Raw genomic sequence first — 15216 nt, 5'->3', positions numbered from 1 at the left:
TGCTCGACAAGGAATATTTTGCATTTTAAGAGGTAAGTTAAAGTGAACAGACAATCAGGATTCTCATTACTCGAAGTTATGGTGGTATTGGTTATCATCGGTATGATCATGTCAATCGTAGCGCCAAATATCATGGGCCAACAAGAAGAAGCAGCAATGGATAAAGCGCGCTTAGATATTCGTCAGCTTGAAGATGCGATGAATATGTACAAGCTAAAGAACAAGACCTATCCAACCACGGAGCAAGGTTTGGAAGCGCTAGTGAACAAAACGTCAGTGGAACCCGTGCCAACGCGTTTTCCTGACGGCGGATTTATTTCTAAGCTGCCAGAAGATCCATGGGGCAATCCATATCAATTAGTTAGCCCAGGTGAAATGGGTAAAATTGATATTTTCTCTATGGGGCCAGACAGCGAAGCAGGTACCGAAGACGACATCGGTAACTGGGATCAAGACAAGAAATAATCCGAGCCCACCATTTTGCAGTTTGCCCAAGGTTTATCCAAACCACCTCTATCACGCCACTTAGGTTTCAGTTTAATTGAAATCTTAGTGGTGTTGACCATCATTGCGTTTGCCACTCAGTTAGTGGTGTACAGTCTTTCTGATAACCATGAAGAAGAGCTGGAAAAGCAAACGCTCAGATTGCAAACCACGATTAATATGGCGTCTGAATTTGCGGTGATGAATCAAGTGGAGCTGGGCTTTCACCTCGATAAACAAACCTTAGAGTTTTTGGTGTTTGATGGTGAAAAGTGGGCGGCATTTGAGGCCGAGGATTTATACAAGCCAATCAAACTGGGTGAGCAGTATAAGCTGACACTCACTGTTGACGGGTTAAACTGGGCGCAAGACAATTTGCTTGAGCAAGCCAACTGGCGTGAATTATTAAGCGGTGGTGATGAAGATAGCCTGCTTGAGCTCAACAAACGTAAAATACCGCAGGTGTTGATTTTATCCTCGGGGGAGATAAGTGCATTCCAGTTACAGCTGGAAGATGTTGATTATCTTGAGCCAGTATTCTTTATTGAAGGCGAATACATGGCACCAGTTAAGCAACGTAAGGAGCCAGAAGATGCGCAATAGAGCGTCTGGTTTTACCTTATTGGAAGTTATGGTGGCGCTGAGTATTTGTGCCTTAGCTGGCATTGCAGCAATGCAAGCCACAGGTGACCACATCGTGCATATCTCAACCATCGAATCACAAACCTATGCCTCTTGGGTAGCGGAAAACCGCCTTGCCACTATGCGTGCCGAAGGCGAGCAGTGGGATGGCAAGAATGGCGAAAAAGGTGAAGAAGAACTGGCCGGTCAAACTTGGTACTGGCAGCAAGTGGTGACTACCACCCAAGCGGCGGATTTTGTAAAAGTCACTGTTAACGTTTATCGTGACGAAGCGCAGCAATACCTTGAGTACGATTTGACCACCTTTATGTTCAAAGAGGCTGGGCGATGAAAGCGCGCGGTTTTACTCTATTAGAAGTTATGGTCGCGCTAGGGATTTTGGCTGTGGTCGTGATGGCAACCCATCAAATTTTAGAATCTACCCTGAGTGCCAAGGAGGCGTCCGACGAAACGCTTGCTGAGTTACAAGCACTGCAAACCACCTTTCGTTTTATCGACCAAGATTTAAGTCAAATGACTGAGCGTAAAGTGCGCAATCAGTCTGGCGATGAAGCACCAAGTTACCTTAACCATGGCCGTTATGCGTTTGAGAGCCAGTACGATGGACTTGGTTTTGTGCGCGATGGTTGGACTAACCCAATTCATTTGTTACCGCGCTCAGAACTCCAAGCGGTGGCTTATCGTGTTAAAGACGACAAGTTGGAACGCCTTTATCGCATTTATGTTGAGATGCTGGATGACGCAGAGCCCAAAGTACAAGTGTTGTTGAGCGATGTTGAAGAACTCAAATTTGAGTTTATGGACGACAGCAAAAAATGGCAGGAAGAATGGAAAATTAACGGCCTGCCGCGTGCCGTTGCGGTGACCTTAAAACAAAAGGACCGTGCGCAGATCAAACGTATTTTCGCTGTGCCTGGGCTTGGCCGTGAACGTGAAACGCAAACCGGCGAAGAGCGCAGTGATGAACAGCGCCAATCTGAGCCGAACAATGATGAGCAAAATAACGGAGAGCGCAATGGCAATTAAGCAGCGTGGCGCCGCGTTAGTAATTGTGTTGTTTATCGTCGCGTTGGCCGCCACTATTGCCGCCGATATGGCGGTAAACTTAATGGTGCAAGTGCAAAAAACCACTAATATTCAACAGCATCAGCAGTCAAAGTGGTACGCCTACGCCACTGAGGAATTAGCCAAAAAAGTCTTGGTTGAAGTCAAAAAGCAAGATAAAGAGCAAGTCAATTTATCTCAGGTGTGGGCTACCGAAAACGAACCTTATCCAGTTGATGGTGGTTATTTAAAAGTCAAACTGACTGACTTGCGCGCGTGTTTGAATTTGAACGCGCTTGCCCAACCACCGGCCGCACAAGATAACAAAAGCAGTGAAGGCCAAAATCCAGCTCATCGTGCGCTGCTGCATTTACTGCAGAACATTGAAGAGTTGAATAACGAAGAGTCGGAAGAGGCGCTAGCCGATAGCGTGTACGATTGGCTGGATGAAGACAATATTACCTATCGTTCTGGCGCTGAAGAAGACGATTATATGGCAAATCGTACGCCGTATATGACCGCCAACAACTTATTTGCCGCAGTGTCGGAGCTGCGTGTTGTGAAAGGTTTTAACCCGTTAGTGATGGAAAAACTCCTCCCTTATGTGTGTGTGATCCCTGGTAACACGGAATTGATATTGAACGTCAATACCCTGCAGCCCGAGCAAGCTATGCTCATCACTGCGCTTGCGCCCGGGGTGAGCCAAGCTGGAGCGGAAGCTGCGTTGGCGGCCCGGCCAGAAAAAGGTTTTGAAAAGGTGAGTGATTTCATCGAAGAATTAAAAAAGCAAGGGGCGAAAGACGTACAAACCTTGGATAAAGTATTTACGGTAAACAGCAATTACTTCCAGTTAGTCGCAGTGGCCTTTTTTAATGAGCGCCGCTTTACAATGACGTCGACTTTGGCGGTAAAGGATGGTCAAGTGACCGTTTTGGCACGGAAATTTGGAGGCGTGCAGTGACAGAAAAATTACTGATCCGCGTAGGCTTTAGTAAAGCCGACCCGGTGCACTGGCTGATTTGGTCAGCCACACAAGAGATCATTGCCAGTGGTGAGCTTACTCACTGTGACTTTGCATTACTTGCAGAAAAGGCTCAGCAGCGCGAGGTAGTGCTACTGCTGCCTAGCGACCAAGTACAGCTGAAAACCGTTACGTTGCCAACCAAATGGGGTAGAAAACTAGAACAAGCCTTGCCCTATATGCTTGAAGAGCAGCTAGCGACGGACATTGACAGCGTGTTTGTGGCGGTGGCAGAGCCGGTAATGATTGAAGAACGACACGGGGTTCGCGTGGCGCTCTGTGACGAGAGTTGGTTGGCCGAATGGTTGGATGCGTTTGCAGCTGAGCATATTGAGATCAATCGGGCATTACCTGATGCGCTTTTGTTACCCGCACAAGCCGAAGCGGGTCACTGTAGTTTGCTGCAATTGGGTGAACAATGGTTGTGCCGTATGGCTGAGTGGCAAGTGGCAGTCGTTGAAACAACTTGGTTTGGTGGCTTTATACAAGCCTTGAAACCTCAGCAATTACATCATTTAAGCCCGCTGCCTGCAGAGCTTGCGGGGACGGTTGAATGCCAAGCGCATCCAGAACAATATGATTTACCGCTCGCAATTTTTGCCAAGCAACTGTCGGCACTCAGCTTTAACTTACGCCAAGGGCGCTTTGCGGCACGCAAGAAAAAACCGCAGTGGCGTAGCGATTGGCGTAGCGGCATGATAGCTGCGGGCATTGCTTTGGTGGCTTTTGTTGGCGTGAAGTCAGCTCAGCTGTTCAGCTTAAGTAGTGAAGTGGACAAACTACGTGAGCAATCTGTGGCTGCCTATCAGGAGGCATTTCCAGGCAAAGTGGTACGGCCACATTTACTGCGTTCGCAACTTCGCAATGAGTTAGCTCAGTTACAAGGCGGCCCATCCACGAGTTTCCTGAAGTTAACAGAGCAGTTTGTGTCCGTATTCAACGAAGTGAAGCAATTCTCACCAGAAACAATCCGTTTTGATAGTCGCCGTAATGAGTTACGAGTACGCGCCCGCGGTAAAGATTTCCAAACCTTTGGTCAGGTTAAAGCACTACTCGAACAACGTGGCTTGTCGGTTGAACAGGGCTCGTTGAGCAACGATGGCGATATCGTGGTTGGCGAATTGAAGATCAAGGGGGCGTAATGAAGGATAAAGTATTAGCCTACTGGCGCGGTCTAAAAGATCAAGAACAACGTTTGTTGTTGGTAGCGGGCGGGGTGTTTGTCATTTTTGTGCTGTATATGGGGGTTGTTAAACCTTTGCAAGATGGCATCAAAAACGCACAAAAGGAACTACAACAACAAACAGAATTGTTGGCTTGGGTGCAAGAGAGTGTGGTCAAACTCAAAGCCAGTACGCCAAAACAAGCGCAAAGCAATCAGTCTTTGAGCCAAGTAGTCAACTCTACTCGTGGTCGATATAACATCAATATTGCCAAAATGCAGCCAAGCGATAATGCGCTGCGTTTGACCATTGATAGTGTCGAGTTTAATCGCCTTGTGAGCTGGATTGATGAGCTGGTAAGCCGCCATGGCGTAAAGATTGAAAGCTTAGATCTTGCTCAAGATAGCCAACCTGGATATGTGCGGGTTAGTCGTTTAGTGTTGGAGAATTAGTTGTGAAAAAAACGCTCAGCCTTACACTGCTGTTTGTCGGCTGTTTTGTGCTCTTTACTGTGTGGCATTTACCAGCGAATGTGGCTTTCCATGCGTTTGCCAGTAAGTTGTCAAACCAGCTGCAGTTCGGTCAAATCACCGGTAGTATCTGGAATGGTCAGGTGACAGAAATTCGGGTGCAACAAATGCCATTAAAAAATGTCCGCTGGGAAATTTCCCCTTGGGCATTGCTGAGGGGCAACTTACAAGCGCAAGTGCAGCTTGGCAATGCTCGCGTCAAAGAAGAGATTTCTGGCCATGGCGCGGTGACTTTTGGTTTGTTTAACCAAACTATAGCTTTGCACGATGCAACGCTAAGAACCAGTGTCGAACAAGCGATGGCGCATGTGACACTGCCTTTACCAGTCCAAGCCAAGGGCCGAGTAATATTAGAGATCCAACAGTATCAATCGGGTATGCCTTATTGTCAGGCGCTCCAAGGTGAGATCCATAGCCCAGAAATTGAAGTCCAAGGAGTCAATAGCTGGTTCAGCATCGGCGAACTGGCGGGAAGCTTAGGCTGTAAATCTGGCGATATCGCCGTAAATGTACTGGCAGAAAACCGGTTAGGCTTGCAAGCTGATGCGGTGCTAAGTGCAAATTTGCAGTTTAAAGTTGCTGGCAAAATCAAACCGGACGCCAGCCTACCGAAGGAAGTGCATGACGCGGTGAAGTTTTTAGGCCGTGCCGACGCCGATGGTTTTTACCCTATTAAGCTTTAAATCTTATGTATCAGTTTGAATTTACCGACTCAGCACGCCAGCTGCTGGCACAGTTAATGAAGAGCGACCCGCAGCAACGCTCGCTTGCCTTTATCGAAGGTTGGCTGTTTGCTGACATTTGCGCCCCGCAAGCCAGAGAGGCGCAAGAGTGGTTAGATGCGCTGCAATTAGCGCCCTCGCCACTGGATGAAGAGCAAGTGTTTGCGTTTATGGCATTCCACCATCATATTAGTGAACAAGTGTTTGCCGAGTCAGGTTATCAGCTGCCTTGGCAGGATGTGGCTAGTTGGCCGCAGCTGCATGATTGGAGCCTTGGATTTTTAGCTGGTGTAGCGCGATACCTTGACACTTTGCTAACAGCGCAAGGTCAGTCACTTGAATTGCAGCAAGCTTTGCAGCAAAGCACCGAGCAATTGGGCTTCTTTGCGTTGCAGTCGGCACAGATCACCGCCTATTGTGAGCAGCAAGGTATCGCTGAAACTGCCTTTTTACAGCAGCAAATTGACTTAGCGGCCGAGTTTGCGCCGCATTATGTGATGTTGATTGAGGCTGCGGCTCAAGTCTTATTTGACTAGAGCCGAGAGATACGCACCACTGAGTTACGCACCGAGTTCCAAGAGGATATCGGTGCAGCCTTTTTTACAATAAACCCGACCTTGTTTTGTCGTACTGTGTAAATCTAATTGCAGCGGTGCCTTGCAGTGTTCGCAGCAACAGGTTTTGCCACTACTGAGACTTTTCAGCAGCGCTCGCTGCTGATTGAATGACGCGGCACGTCGTTGATTGAACTGCTTTAAATCTAGCATCTCGAGTACTCAGGGTTACTTATTCGCGTCATTCAAATTGCGCGTGACGATTTCGCAGATAGCCGCTAAGCGCTCTTCATAAAAATACAGATTCAATTCGTTACGGACACAATAGCGCACATGGAATTCCTGTAGTTTAGTGTCAGTGAGCAAAGCGTCTTGAATATAATTATGTTCCGATTCGCTCAAACTCATCGCGCGTTCAATTTCTCCGCGCGCGACTTTCGCTGCAAGCGCTCGTTGCAGTTGGCTGGTTTCACCTAATTTTTCCATACCTTCACCGAGCAGCTTGTCACGCTGTTCTTTGATGAGTGGATGGTCAATGGTAAAAAATGCCAACACGACCACTACCAAAAATAGAAACTTCTTCATTTTTGCACCTGTGTTTGATCTCAACGAGCTTATTATTCTGCCCAGTGTAATAAAATGCAGAAAATAAAAGCAAGTTCCTTATTCAGGGGATTGCAGCGTCAAGTGCTAAGTTATCGCTAAATTTACGCTTAAGCTGTCAAAACCCATCGAGCATTGCTTATAATATCCATGCAAAACAAAGGTCATTGCCGAGCGTCGGCATGTAGCAAGTGACCTATTGATCCGAGCGATGCGATTAAGGAGCTTCGATGGACAATCAAATCAAAGTCAAAAATATCCCCACCGAGGTGAAGATCCAAAAGCCAAGCGATCTCCATCCTGACCGTTTTAATCCGAGAAATCGTATTTACGTGCGTGCTATTACCGGGCTTCATCAACAGTTACGCAAGCGAATTGGGTTTGTTGGGATGTTGGCGTTTATGGTATTACCTTGGGTGAATTTCCAAGGTAAGCAAGCGGTGCTATTTGATTTAATGGCGCAGCAGTTCAATATTTTTGGTTTGACCTTATTGCCGCAAGATCTCACCATTCTTGCCTTTATTTTTATGATTGCGGCATTTGCTTTATTTGTGGTCACGACTTTTTATGGTCGTGTATGGTGCGGTTATACGTGCCCACAAACGGTGTGGACGTTTATTTTTATTTGGTTCGAAGAAAAGCTCGAAGGTACCGCTAATCAGCGCAAAAAGCTCGATGAGCGGCCAATGGACGCTGATAAGTTTATGCGCAAGTCGGCCAAACATTTCAGTTGGCTGGCGTTTTCAACCTACACTGCGATTACTTTTGTTGGTTATTTCACGCCTATTCGCCAGTTAATTCCCGATTTAATTACTTTTTCTGCCAGTGGCTACGCGAGCTTAAGCGTCGCAGTGTTCGCATTGTGCACTTACGGCAATGCGGGTTGGATGCGGGAAATTATGTGTTTACACATTTGTCCGTACTCACGTTTCCAATCAGCCATGTTCGATAAAGATACTTTTACGGTTAGCTATGACACTGCGCGTGGTGAAAATCGTGGCCCGCGTGGTCGTAAGCAAGACCCCAAAGAGCTAGGTTTAGGCGACTGTATTGATTGTAATTTGTGTGTGCAAGTGTGCCCAACTGGAATAGACATAAGAAACGGCCTGCAGTACGAGTGCATTAACTGCGGTGCTTGTATTGATGCCTGTGATGGGGTGATGGATAAAATGAATTATCCGCGCGGACTTATCTCTTACACTACAGAGCGTAACCTTGAATCGCACACCGAGAAAACCAAGGCAGTCAGAGCAAAACTGGTGGGTTATGTGCTTATTCTTGTCACCTTAAGTGTGGCTTTGGTGGTCAATATTGCCATGCGTAAGCCAATGGAATTGGATATTATCCGTGACCGTAATCAGTTGTATCGAGTCAATTTTGACGGCTTAGTCGAAAATACTTATACCTTAAAAGTGATCAATAAATCACAACAAACCATGACTTATGATATTAAGGTAAATGGCTTAAGTGATTTCCAACTCTTGGGTAAAACGCAAGTGACAGTAGATGCAGGGCAATCCCATGATGTACCATTGTCGATAGTGATAGACCCCTATACGCTGAACAAGCCAGTGACTGAGTTTGAATTTACGATAGCGCCAATTGAACAGCCTGATTTAGCGATATCACAGCAGACTAATTTCTTTAAAACACGCTGATCTGGTGTTTTAACAAACAATACAAAAAGCGGGTTTTCCCGCTTTTTTGTTGTAACTTTAAACAAGGTAACAAAAGTAATGAGTGACTTCTGTTTTGCCCACTTAACACCTGAGTGCATCTTAGATGCAATTGAAAGCACGGGTATTTATCCTGAAAGTGGTTTGTTGCCACTCAATAGTTACGAAAATCGGGTATTCCAGTTTCGGGCTGATGACAATCAGCGCTATGTAGTCAAATTTTATCGCCCTGCGCGTTGGAGCGAAGCGCAGATATTAGAAGAACATACTTTCATGGCGCAGTTGGCAGCAGCGGACATTGCCGTGGTGGCGCCTTTATCTATCAACGGCAAGACCTTACATCAGCATATGGGGTTTGGCTTTGCGCTGTTTCCAAGTGTCGGCGGGCGTAGTTTTGAAGTTGATAACTTAGATAATCTCGAGTTGTTGGGGCAAGTGCTTGGGCGTTTACATAGCCAAGGAGCACAGTCCGCTTTTACTCACCGACCGGCGCTAAATTTATCCACTCATTTGCAACAACCGACTCAGATTTTACAGCAAAGTGGTTTAGTCAAGGCGCCATATCAGCAGCAATTTTTCCAGATTGTGAAAGAAATCACAGAGATATGCGGTTCTTTATATCAGCCAAAAGCACAAATCCGTTTGCATGGTGACTGTCATGCTGGCAATATTTTGGCAACCACTGATGGGTTGTGTCTGGTTGATTTCGATGATTGTCGCCAAGGTCCGGCGATTCAGGACTTGTGGATGATGTTAAGCGGTGATACTCAGTCACGGCAGGTTCAGTTGGATGCGCTATTAAGTGGTTATGAGTTGTATCGTGCATTTGATCTCAAAGAGCTGGCTTTGATAGAGCCGCTCCGCGCGATGCGCATGATACATTACATGGCGTGGCTTGCTGAGCGCCATCAGGATCCTGCTTTTGTGGGGAACTTTTCCTGGTTTGCAACAGACAAATACTGGGAACAGCAACTGGGCTATTTACAAGAACAATTGCTTGCATTGCAGGCGCCGCCACTTAGTCTGGCATTTGGATAATGAGAGAGTTATATGTTGAATAAGTTGAAATATGCATTGCTGCTGTTATGTCTACCTGCAGCGGTATGGGCTGCCGATTTTGAAGATGGTAAACATTACACCACCTTGAATACTGAAAGAAGTGCACAAAATCAGGTAACCGAGTTCTTTTCATTTTATTGCCCCCACTGTTTTCGTTTTGAACCCGTTGCCATTGCATTGGAAAATAGCCTGCCAAAAGGCACCAGCTTTGTGAAAAGCCATGTGAACTTTCTCGGTGGTATTTCACCGCAAGTTCAAACCAACCTAAGTTATGCGTACATCATCGGCAAGCAAAATGGCAAAGCGCATCAAATCGCTGAGCGACTTTTTAATACAATCCATGTGCAACGCGAGCGCTTAGACTCTATGGCTGAGCTGAGAAAGTTTATGGCTGCGCAAGGCATTTCGGAACTTGAGTTTGATGCTGCATTGGTCAGTATGCCAGTGCTGACGGCGGAAAAGGCCATGGCTGATGCGCAGCAGAAGTTTTCTGATGCGGGTGCATTGACGGGCGTCCCAACCTTTATCGTTAATGATAAATATAAGCTCAATATTTCAGAACTGAAAAGCCAAGATGAGCTTCATGAGCTAGTACAATATTTATTAAAAAAATAAGGAATTAAACTATGTCGAACTTGCTTAAAGTAGCTTTTTTAGGGCTACTATTGCCGCTCATGGCGCACGCCACCGAGTATGTTGAGGGTGAGCACTACGAAGTGGTTGCTGAACGCGCCACCAAAAAACCTGAAGTGACCGAGTACTTCTCTTTTTACTGTCCAGCATGTAATGCGTTTGAGCCGATTATTGCCAATGTAAAACCACATTTAGACTCAGACGTCGCGTTTAAGAAGAGCCACGTTGATTTTGTTGGACCGCGTGATCCTAAAGTGCAAACTATGCTACCTCAAGCACTCGCTGCCGCTGATGCCCTGCCTGAAAAAGACAAACTGATCAGTGCTATCTTTAATCATATTCATGGCAAGCGCGCAAAGATTAATGAAGAAGCCGATATGAAAGATATTTTCATCGCGCAAGGCGTTGATGAGCAAACTTTTGATAAGGTTTACAGCAGCTTCTCGGTGCGCACAGCAGCGGCTAAAATGGCTCGCGACCAGAAAAACCTGCAGGAAAAGCGTGCCCTAACTGGCGTACCGACGTTTATCGTCAATGGCAAGTATAAGCTGCGTTTACACGAAGCCAAAATTCGTGAACCAGAAGACATTGCTGCCTTGATAAACTATCTTGCGAAAAAGCAATAAGCAGATAAAAAACCCGGTTTCAAACCGGGTTTTTGCTTTTTTAACGGCGGGTTAGAAAGACCCCAGACTCAACATGATGGGTGTAAGGGAACTGATCAAAAATGGCGATTCGGCTTACTTGATGAGTTTGCGATAGCAGTTCTAAATCACGTTCCAGCGTATCTGGGTTACACGAGATATAAATCACATTGTCATATTCAGCTACGAGGCGACATGTCAGCTCGTCCATACCCGCACGAGGTGGGTCAACCAAAATGGTTTGGCAGTTATAAGTTTTTAGGTCGATACCATTCAATCGTGAAAATTGCTTTTCACCTTTCATCGCTTGCGTGAACTCTTCGCTCGACATCCGGATGATATCTAAATTGGTTACCCCGTTGGCGGCAATGTTAAGCTGTGCGGACTGAACTGACGACTTGGCAATTTCAGTGGCCAGTACTTTATTAAAATGTCCAGCAAGTGCGATAGAGAAGTTTCCATTGCCGCAGTAAAGTTCCAAAAGGTCATTTTGTAAGTTTGCGGCAATAGACTGCGCCCACGCCAACATCTTTTCGTTTACTTTGGCATTGGGCTGGGTAAAGCTATTTTCGACTTGTTGGTATACGTATTCTTTACCATTTACTGTGAGTCGCTCAGTGACATAGTCGCGACCGAGCACTTCTTTTTGTTTGCGTGCACGACCAATAAAGTCAACTTTATATTGTGTTTGTAGTTCTGCGCGTAGCGTCTGCATGGCCTGCATCCAAGCTTCATCAAGCGGTTTGTGGTACAGCAAACTGACTAGAATCTCGCCACTTAAGGTCGACAAGTAATCTATCTGGAACAGTTTGCGGCGCAGCACTTCGTTGCCTTTGAGCTTCTCTACCATTACCTGCATCATTTCGTTGATAAGTGGTGCGGCGGCAGGGAACTGATCAACGCGGATTTTTTCTTTGGTTTCTTGGTCAAACATGATGTGGTACAGCGCTTCACCGTCATGCCATACGCGAAATTCGGCACGTTGACGATAATGGCTGGCGGGAGAGTCGTAAACCTCAAGTGCAGGGGGGTTAAAGCGCGCAAATTGAGCTGAGATCCGTGCTGCCTTTTCCGCTAACTGCGTTTCGTAGTGTGCTGGATCAATCTGAAGTACCGCCATGGAACCACCTTTTCTATACTAAATGCCTTAAAAGAGTCGCGCTATTTTAGGGAGCGAATGGCATTTGTCCAGTTTAGTACAAAAAAATCGCTGTTTTTTTGCACAAAGGTGTTAAGTTTGAACTTAGATAGCCGATAACAGAGTTGGGTATTTAACGGAGTAGAATGATGAAAGTGGGTCAACAGACGGGGATTTTCCAGCCAAACTTGGATAAGTTTCCGCTTACTCGCAAGCCAGGCCTTAAAGCACATACTGCGTTGGGCGATAGCTACGTTGGTGACAAGTTTAAAGCATCTGCAAAAATGCTGCAGGACAAACTCAATGAAGCGCTGGGTATCGAGAAGAAAACAGATAAGGCTGAAAAAGACAAACCGCTGTTTGACTTTGAGGCGGTGGTCAAAAACGTCCTTGATTTTGTTAAAGGCGCCGTCAATATGGCGAAGGTCAACGGCAAAAGTGATGATGAACTGCAAGAGATGCTAGGCAAAGCTCGTAAAGGGGTTGAGGCTGGAGTCGGTGAAGCCAGCAAATTGCTGGAAGATTCCGGCTTGCTGGATGATGACATTAAAGACGGTATCGCGAAGTCACACGAAGGCATCAATAAAGGTCTTGATGACTTTGAGCAAGAGCTGTTCGGTCCGAAGCAGCCTCAAGGCGTGATGTTTGGTGCCGCGCAGTATGCCAGTTTGCAGAATCAAGCTGAGTTTGCCTTTACTACCGCAGAAGGCGATGAAATTGTCATTTCCTTCAACGATGCGTATCAGGCTGAACAAGGGTTTGCGGCGCAAAAATCTGGCAACAACACCAGCTTTGCCGCCACCGCCAAGCAGAGTCACGAAGTGCAGTTCTCAATCAGTGTTAATGGAGAGCTTAACGATGCTGAGCAAGAAGCCATTAATGGCATGATGAAAGACATTCGTGATATCAGCAATGCATTCTTCCGTGGCGATTTTGATAAAGCCTTTGATGAAGCCAAAAAGTTAAGCTTAGACAATGAGCAAATTGCACAATTCTCGATGGATTTGAAGCAAACTAAACGTTCGGCTGCTATCAGCCAATATCAAGAAACAAACCCTGCTCAGCAGGCGGCTAAAGCCGTACAGCCGCTCAATGAAGGATTGAAAGACATCTATGGCCAAGGTAAAGCACTGGGGATTGAGAAACAGCTGCCTGATATCATGGAATGGATGAATCAAGGGCAAGCGCGTTTGAAAGAGTTTTTGGACTATGCTCAGGCTTATTTCAATACTTTAAGTAAGAAAGAGTCGTGACAAGCTTAGGTTATATACCGAACTAATACATGAAGCCCAGCGTATGCTGGGTTTATTTTTACGCTTAGGCGTGGCACACTGCGGCGACTTTTATGCGCTATCGGGGATTTTGCTTTGTTGCCTCATATATTGGTATTTGACTCGGGTATTGGTGGCACGTCAGTACTTTCACATATCCAACAAGCAGTACCCAATGCGCATTATAGTTATGTGATGGACAATGCTCTGCTGCCTTACGGTTTGCAAAGCCAAGCAACAATTATTAGGCGTCTTACAGGATTATTGGCTGCCGATATGCCTTGGGGACAGACTATCGATATGATAGTCATAGCTTGTAATACCGCCTCAACTCAAGCCTTAGCTGCACTTCGTGAATTAACTCAAATTCCGGTCGTTGGGGTGGTGCCGGCTATCAAGCCTGCTGCACAGTTATCACAACAACGTCATATTGCTTTGCTTGCCACTCCGGCCACGATTAGCAATAGCTACACGAAAAACCTTATCCGTGATTTTGCCGCAGATTGCCAAGTCGACCTGCACCATTCTACTGAATTAGTCTCTATAGCCGAACGTTTTTATTGGCTGCAGCAGGACGTTAGCGAAGCTGTGACTGAAGAGTTAGCAAAAATAGACATTGCTAAAACAGTCGATGTGGTTGTATTGGGTTGTACGCATTTTCCAATTATTGCGAAGCAGATTAGCTCTAACCTCAGCGCACAATGTGTGATGTTGGATTCGGGGGCGGCGATTGCCCGACGAGTCAGCCACTTATTGTCGGCTAGGTTCGCTGAGCAGATGCAAAGAGAGGCGGGTAGTTTAAACTTTTATGCCACTAAAGAAGTAGTAGGTAGTGCAATGAAGGTTAACTTTATCACACTACCTGTTTGATTTTATTCGTCTTCTAACTCATCCTGCTTTTGTTTGGCCTCACGAACTTTCAAAGTCCGTTGTTGAAACTCCCGGTCATTTAGCGCTGCTATGGCTTTTTCTGCATCGGCTTCAGCCATTTCAACAAAACCAAAACCGCGTCTTTTTCCGGTATTCTTATCCTTTAACAATCTGACATTCACAACGGTGCCTTGTTCTTCAAACAAATGTCTCACGACGACTTCATTCGCACGATAAGGCAAGTTACCAACATAGATAGTTTTAGTTTTTATATCTGTTGATGGAGCTTGTTCTGGCGTGGCTGTTGAAAAAAGTGAAGTGATGATACCACCTGATAATGCGCAAATTGCCGCAACAAGTGCAATTTGAGGCTGTAAGGTATCTGACATGGTGTGTGCGATAAAAAAGGCGATCAACCCTAACAACACACTGACAATAAATGATCTTTGATCTGGAAATTTCATCATGATCTACCAAGTAAACAATGGATACACATTAATTTAACAAACGAAATTGCTATCTTAGCGAGTTAAATATTCTTCGCAATAATAAAAAGCATAGATCTGTTAAGATCTGTATAAAATTGTAGCTGAATAGACCGTATTTTCAGCCCCTTTACAAGCTTTTGTGTAAATAATGCGCGAACGAATAAAAACAGCAAAAAAAGAGTTGATCCTTTTTTTCTACTCCCTATAATGCGGCCCCACTGAGACGGACAACGGCGCTGCAAAGCAAAGTATGAAGTTAAAGTTGAGTCGAGTAAAACTCAGGGTTGAAAATCAAAAAAGAATTTCAAAACTAAGTGTTGACAATAAAATTGGATGGCGTAAGATGCGCATCCCTACCGCGAAACGAATCGCGGCGAACTTTGAAAGTTCGTAACGTTCTTTAACAATTTAAAGCAATCATCTGTGTGGGCACTCGTACAGATTGAGTTCTAACAGCTAAGCCACTTTGTGGTGAAGCAAAAAAATTTAGAGTCTCAATGTGTTTTTTCCTTAATGGAAAGTGAGTGACTATAACAGTCAATTCGATTTCCTTTAGTAATGAAGCGAAATCAAAAATCAGAATTCATTGAGCTGAATCCTCGGATTCAAAAAACTTTTAATTGAAGAGTTTGATCATGGCTCAGATTGAACGCTGGCGGCAGGCCTAACACATGC

General features: G+C 45.6%; 19 protein-coding genes. 15 read left to right on the top strand and 4 right to left on the bottom strand.

Annotated features, from left to right (window positions below; all coding sequences use genetic code 11):
* Positions 1-42: 42 nt before the first annotated feature.
* From gspG to ACFOEE_RS20080, 9 genes are read left to right on the top strand one after another with little or no spacing between them, the layout of a single operon-like run.
* The gene (gene gspG / locus ACFOEE_RS20120) at positions 43-465 is read left to right on the top strand and encodes a type II secretion system major pseudopilin GspG (RefSeq protein ID WP_377128826.1); all 423 of its coding nucleotides are present in this window, start codon (positions 43-45) and stop codon (positions 463-465) included.
* Positions 466-480: 15 nt separating this feature from the next.
* A complete protein-coding gene (gspH, locus tag ACFOEE_RS20115; RefSeq protein WP_377128823.1) occupies positions 481-1086 on the top strand; it encodes a type II secretion system minor pseudopilin GspH in 606 nt (201 codons plus the stop codon).
* A complete protein-coding gene (gene gspI, locus ACFOEE_RS20110; RefSeq protein WP_377128820.1) occupies positions 1076-1456 on the top strand; it encodes a type II secretion system minor pseudopilin GspI in 381 nt (126 codons plus the stop codon). Before gspH ends, gspI begins: the two co-directional genes overlap by 11 nt.
* The gene (gspJ, locus tag ACFOEE_RS20105; protein ID WP_377128817.1) at positions 1453-2151 is read left to right on the top strand and encodes a type II secretion system minor pseudopilin GspJ; all 699 of its coding nucleotides are present in this window, start codon (positions 1453-1455) and stop codon (positions 2149-2151) included. Before gspI ends, gspJ begins: the two co-directional genes overlap by 4 nt.
* On the top strand, positions 2141-3130 hold the full coding sequence (gspK, locus tag ACFOEE_RS20100) for a type II secretion system minor pseudopilin GspK (RefSeq protein ID WP_377128814.1): 990 nt from the start codon (positions 2141-2143) through the stop codon (positions 3128-3130). The genes gspJ and gspK overlap by 11 nt, the downstream gene beginning before the upstream one ends.
* Entirely contained in the window at positions 3127-4332 is a 1206-nt protein-coding gene (gspL, locus tag ACFOEE_RS20095) for a type II secretion system protein GspL (protein ID WP_377128812.1), read from the top strand. The genes gspK and gspL overlap by 4 nt, the downstream gene beginning before the upstream one ends.
* Positions 4332-4805, top strand: a complete 474-nt coding sequence (gene gspM / locus ACFOEE_RS20090; RefSeq protein WP_377128809.1) for a type II secretion system protein GspM — start codon at positions 4332-4334, stop codon at positions 4803-4805. Before gspL ends, gspM begins: the two co-directional genes overlap by 1 nt.
* 2 nt (positions 4806-4807) lie before the next feature.
* A complete protein-coding gene (locus tag ACFOEE_RS20085; RefSeq protein ID WP_377128807.1) occupies positions 4808-5566 on the top strand; it encodes a type II secretion system protein N in 759 nt (252 codons plus the stop codon).
* Between the two features lie 5 nt (positions 5567-5571).
* The gene (locus ACFOEE_RS20080) at positions 5572-6141 is read left to right on the top strand and encodes a UPF0149 family protein (protein WP_377128804.1); all 570 of its coding nucleotides are present in this window, start codon (positions 5572-5574) and stop codon (positions 6139-6141) included.
* 24 nt (positions 6142-6165) lie between these two features.
* On the opposite strand, the gene ACFOEE_RS20075 is transcribed toward ACFOEE_RS20080, so the two are convergent.
* Both ACFOEE_RS20075 and ACFOEE_RS20070 read right to left on the bottom strand, forming a co-directional pair.
* Positions 6166-6372: a hypothetical protein gene (locus ACFOEE_RS20075; RefSeq protein ID WP_377128801.1), complete on the bottom strand. Its 207-nt coding sequence runs from the start codon at positions 6370-6372 to the stop codon at positions 6166-6168.
* Between the two features lie 15 nt (positions 6373-6387).
* Positions 6388-6744 carry a hypothetical protein gene (locus tag ACFOEE_RS20070; RefSeq protein WP_377128798.1) on the bottom strand — a complete coding sequence of 119 codons (357 nt, stop codon included), beginning with the start codon at positions 6742-6744 and terminating at the stop codon, positions 6388-6390.
* A gap of 248 nt (positions 6745-6992) precedes the next feature.
* Here ACFOEE_RS20070 and ccoG point away from each other — a divergent pair, with 248 nt between their 5' ends.
* The 4 genes from ccoG to ACFOEE_RS20050 all read left to right on the top strand — a co-directional run bounded on the left by ccoG (position 6993) and on the right by ACFOEE_RS20050 (position 10756).
* Complete coding sequence (ccoG, locus tag ACFOEE_RS20065) at positions 6993-8420, top strand: cytochrome c oxidase accessory protein CcoG (protein WP_377128795.1); 1428 nt, start codon at positions 6993-6995, stop codon at positions 8418-8420.
* Positions 8421-8498: 78 nt separating this feature from the next.
* Positions 8499-9476, top strand: a complete 978-nt coding sequence (locus ACFOEE_RS20060) for a serine/threonine protein kinase (protein ID WP_377128792.1) — start codon at positions 8499-8501, stop codon at positions 9474-9476.
* 12 nt (positions 9477-9488) lie between these two features.
* Entirely contained in the window at positions 9489-10112 is a 624-nt protein-coding gene (locus ACFOEE_RS20055; protein WP_377128789.1) for a thiol:disulfide interchange protein DsbA/DsbL, read from the top strand.
* Positions 10113-10123: 11 nt separating this feature from the next.
* On the top strand, positions 10124-10756 hold the full coding sequence (locus ACFOEE_RS20050) for a thiol:disulfide interchange protein DsbA/DsbL (protein ID WP_377128786.1): 633 nt from the start codon (positions 10124-10126) through the stop codon (positions 10754-10756).
* A gap of 40 nt (positions 10757-10796) precedes the next feature.
* Here ACFOEE_RS20050 and trmA read toward each other — a convergent pair whose 3' ends face one another.
* Complete coding sequence (gene trmA / locus ACFOEE_RS20045; RefSeq protein ID WP_377128783.1) at positions 10797-11894, bottom strand: tRNA (uridine(54)-C5)-methyltransferase TrmA; 1098 nt, start codon at positions 11892-11894, stop codon at positions 10797-10799.
* 164 nt (positions 11895-12058) lie between these two features.
* Here trmA and ACFOEE_RS20040 point away from each other — a divergent pair, with 164 nt between their 5' ends.
* Positions 12059-13165, top strand: coding sequence for a DUF5610 domain-containing protein (locus tag ACFOEE_RS20040; protein ID WP_377128780.1), 1107 nt, complete (start codon positions 12059-12061; stop codon positions 13163-13165).
* Positions 13166-13279: 114 nt separating this feature from the next.
* Entirely contained in the window at positions 13280-14053 is a 774-nt protein-coding gene (gene murI / locus ACFOEE_RS20035; protein ID WP_377128777.1) for a glutamate racemase, read from the top strand.
* Between the two features lie 2 nt (positions 14054-14055).
* Here murI and ACFOEE_RS20030 read toward each other — a convergent pair whose 3' ends face one another.
* On the bottom strand, positions 14056-14517 hold the full coding sequence (locus ACFOEE_RS20030; protein WP_377129011.1) for an RNA recognition motif domain-containing protein: 462 nt from the start codon (positions 14515-14517) through the stop codon (positions 14056-14058).
* Between the last annotated feature and the right edge of the window lie 699 nt (positions 14518-15216).

It is taken from the genome of Pseudoalteromonas fenneropenaei (assembly GCF_042643375.1).
In the GTDB taxonomy this organism is placed as follows: domain Bacteria; phylum Pseudomonadota; class Gammaproteobacteria; order Enterobacterales; family Alteromonadaceae; genus Pseudoalteromonas; species Pseudoalteromonas fenneropenaei.
Note: the sequence above shows the minus strand (reverse complement) of the source record. Positions and strands in the feature narration are given on the sequence as shown.

Bases quoted from the DNA above. Each gene is read 5' to 3' on its own strand.
- gspI (WP_377128820.1), top strand. From the start codon at position 1,076: ATGCGCAATAGAGCGTCTGGTTTTACCTTATTGGAAGTTATGGTGGCG.
- gspJ (WP_377128817.1), top strand. From the start codon at position 1,453: ATGAAAGCGCGCGGTTTTACTCTATTAGAAGTTATGGTCGCGCTAGGG.
- gspK (WP_377128814.1), top strand. From the start codon at position 2,141: ATGGCAATTAAGCAGCGTGGCGCCGCGTTAGTAATTGTGTTGTTTATC.
- gspM (WP_377128809.1), top strand. From the start codon at position 4,332: ATGAAGGATAAAGTATTAGCCTACTGGCGCGGTCTAAAAGATCAAGAA.
- ACFOEE_RS20080 (WP_377128804.1), top strand. From the start codon at position 5,572: ATGTATCAGTTTGAATTTACCGACTCAGCACGCCAGCTGCTGGCACAG.
- ACFOEE_RS20075 (WP_377128801.1), bottom strand. From the start codon at position 6,372: ATGCTAGATTTAAAGCAGTTCAATCAACGACGTGCCGCGTCATTCAAT.
- ACFOEE_RS20070 (WP_377128798.1), bottom strand. From the start codon at position 6,744: ATGAAGAAGTTTCTATTTTTGGTAGTGGTCGTGTTGGCATTTTTTACC.
- ccoG (WP_377128795.1), top strand. From the start codon at position 6,993: ATGGACAATCAAATCAAAGTCAAAAATATCCCCACCGAGGTGAAGATC.
- ACFOEE_RS20060 (WP_377128792.1), top strand. From the start codon at position 8,499: ATGAGTGACTTCTGTTTTGCCCACTTAACACCTGAGTGCATCTTAGAT.
- ACFOEE_RS20055 (WP_377128789.1), top strand. From the start codon at position 9,489: ATGTTGAATAAGTTGAAATATGCATTGCTGCTGTTATGTCTACCTGCA.
- ACFOEE_RS20050 (WP_377128786.1), top strand. From the start codon at position 10,124: ATGTCGAACTTGCTTAAAGTAGCTTTTTTAGGGCTACTATTGCCGCTC.
- trmA (WP_377128783.1), bottom strand. From the start codon at position 11,894: ATGGCGGTACTTCAGATTGATCCAGCACACTACGAAACGCAGTTAGCG.
- ACFOEE_RS20040 (WP_377128780.1), top strand. From the start codon at position 12,059: ATGATGAAAGTGGGTCAACAGACGGGGATTTTCCAGCCAAACTTGGAT.
- ACFOEE_RS20030 (WP_377129011.1), bottom strand. From the start codon at position 14,517: ATGAAATTTCCAGATCAAAGATCATTTATTGTCAGTGTGTTGTTAGGG.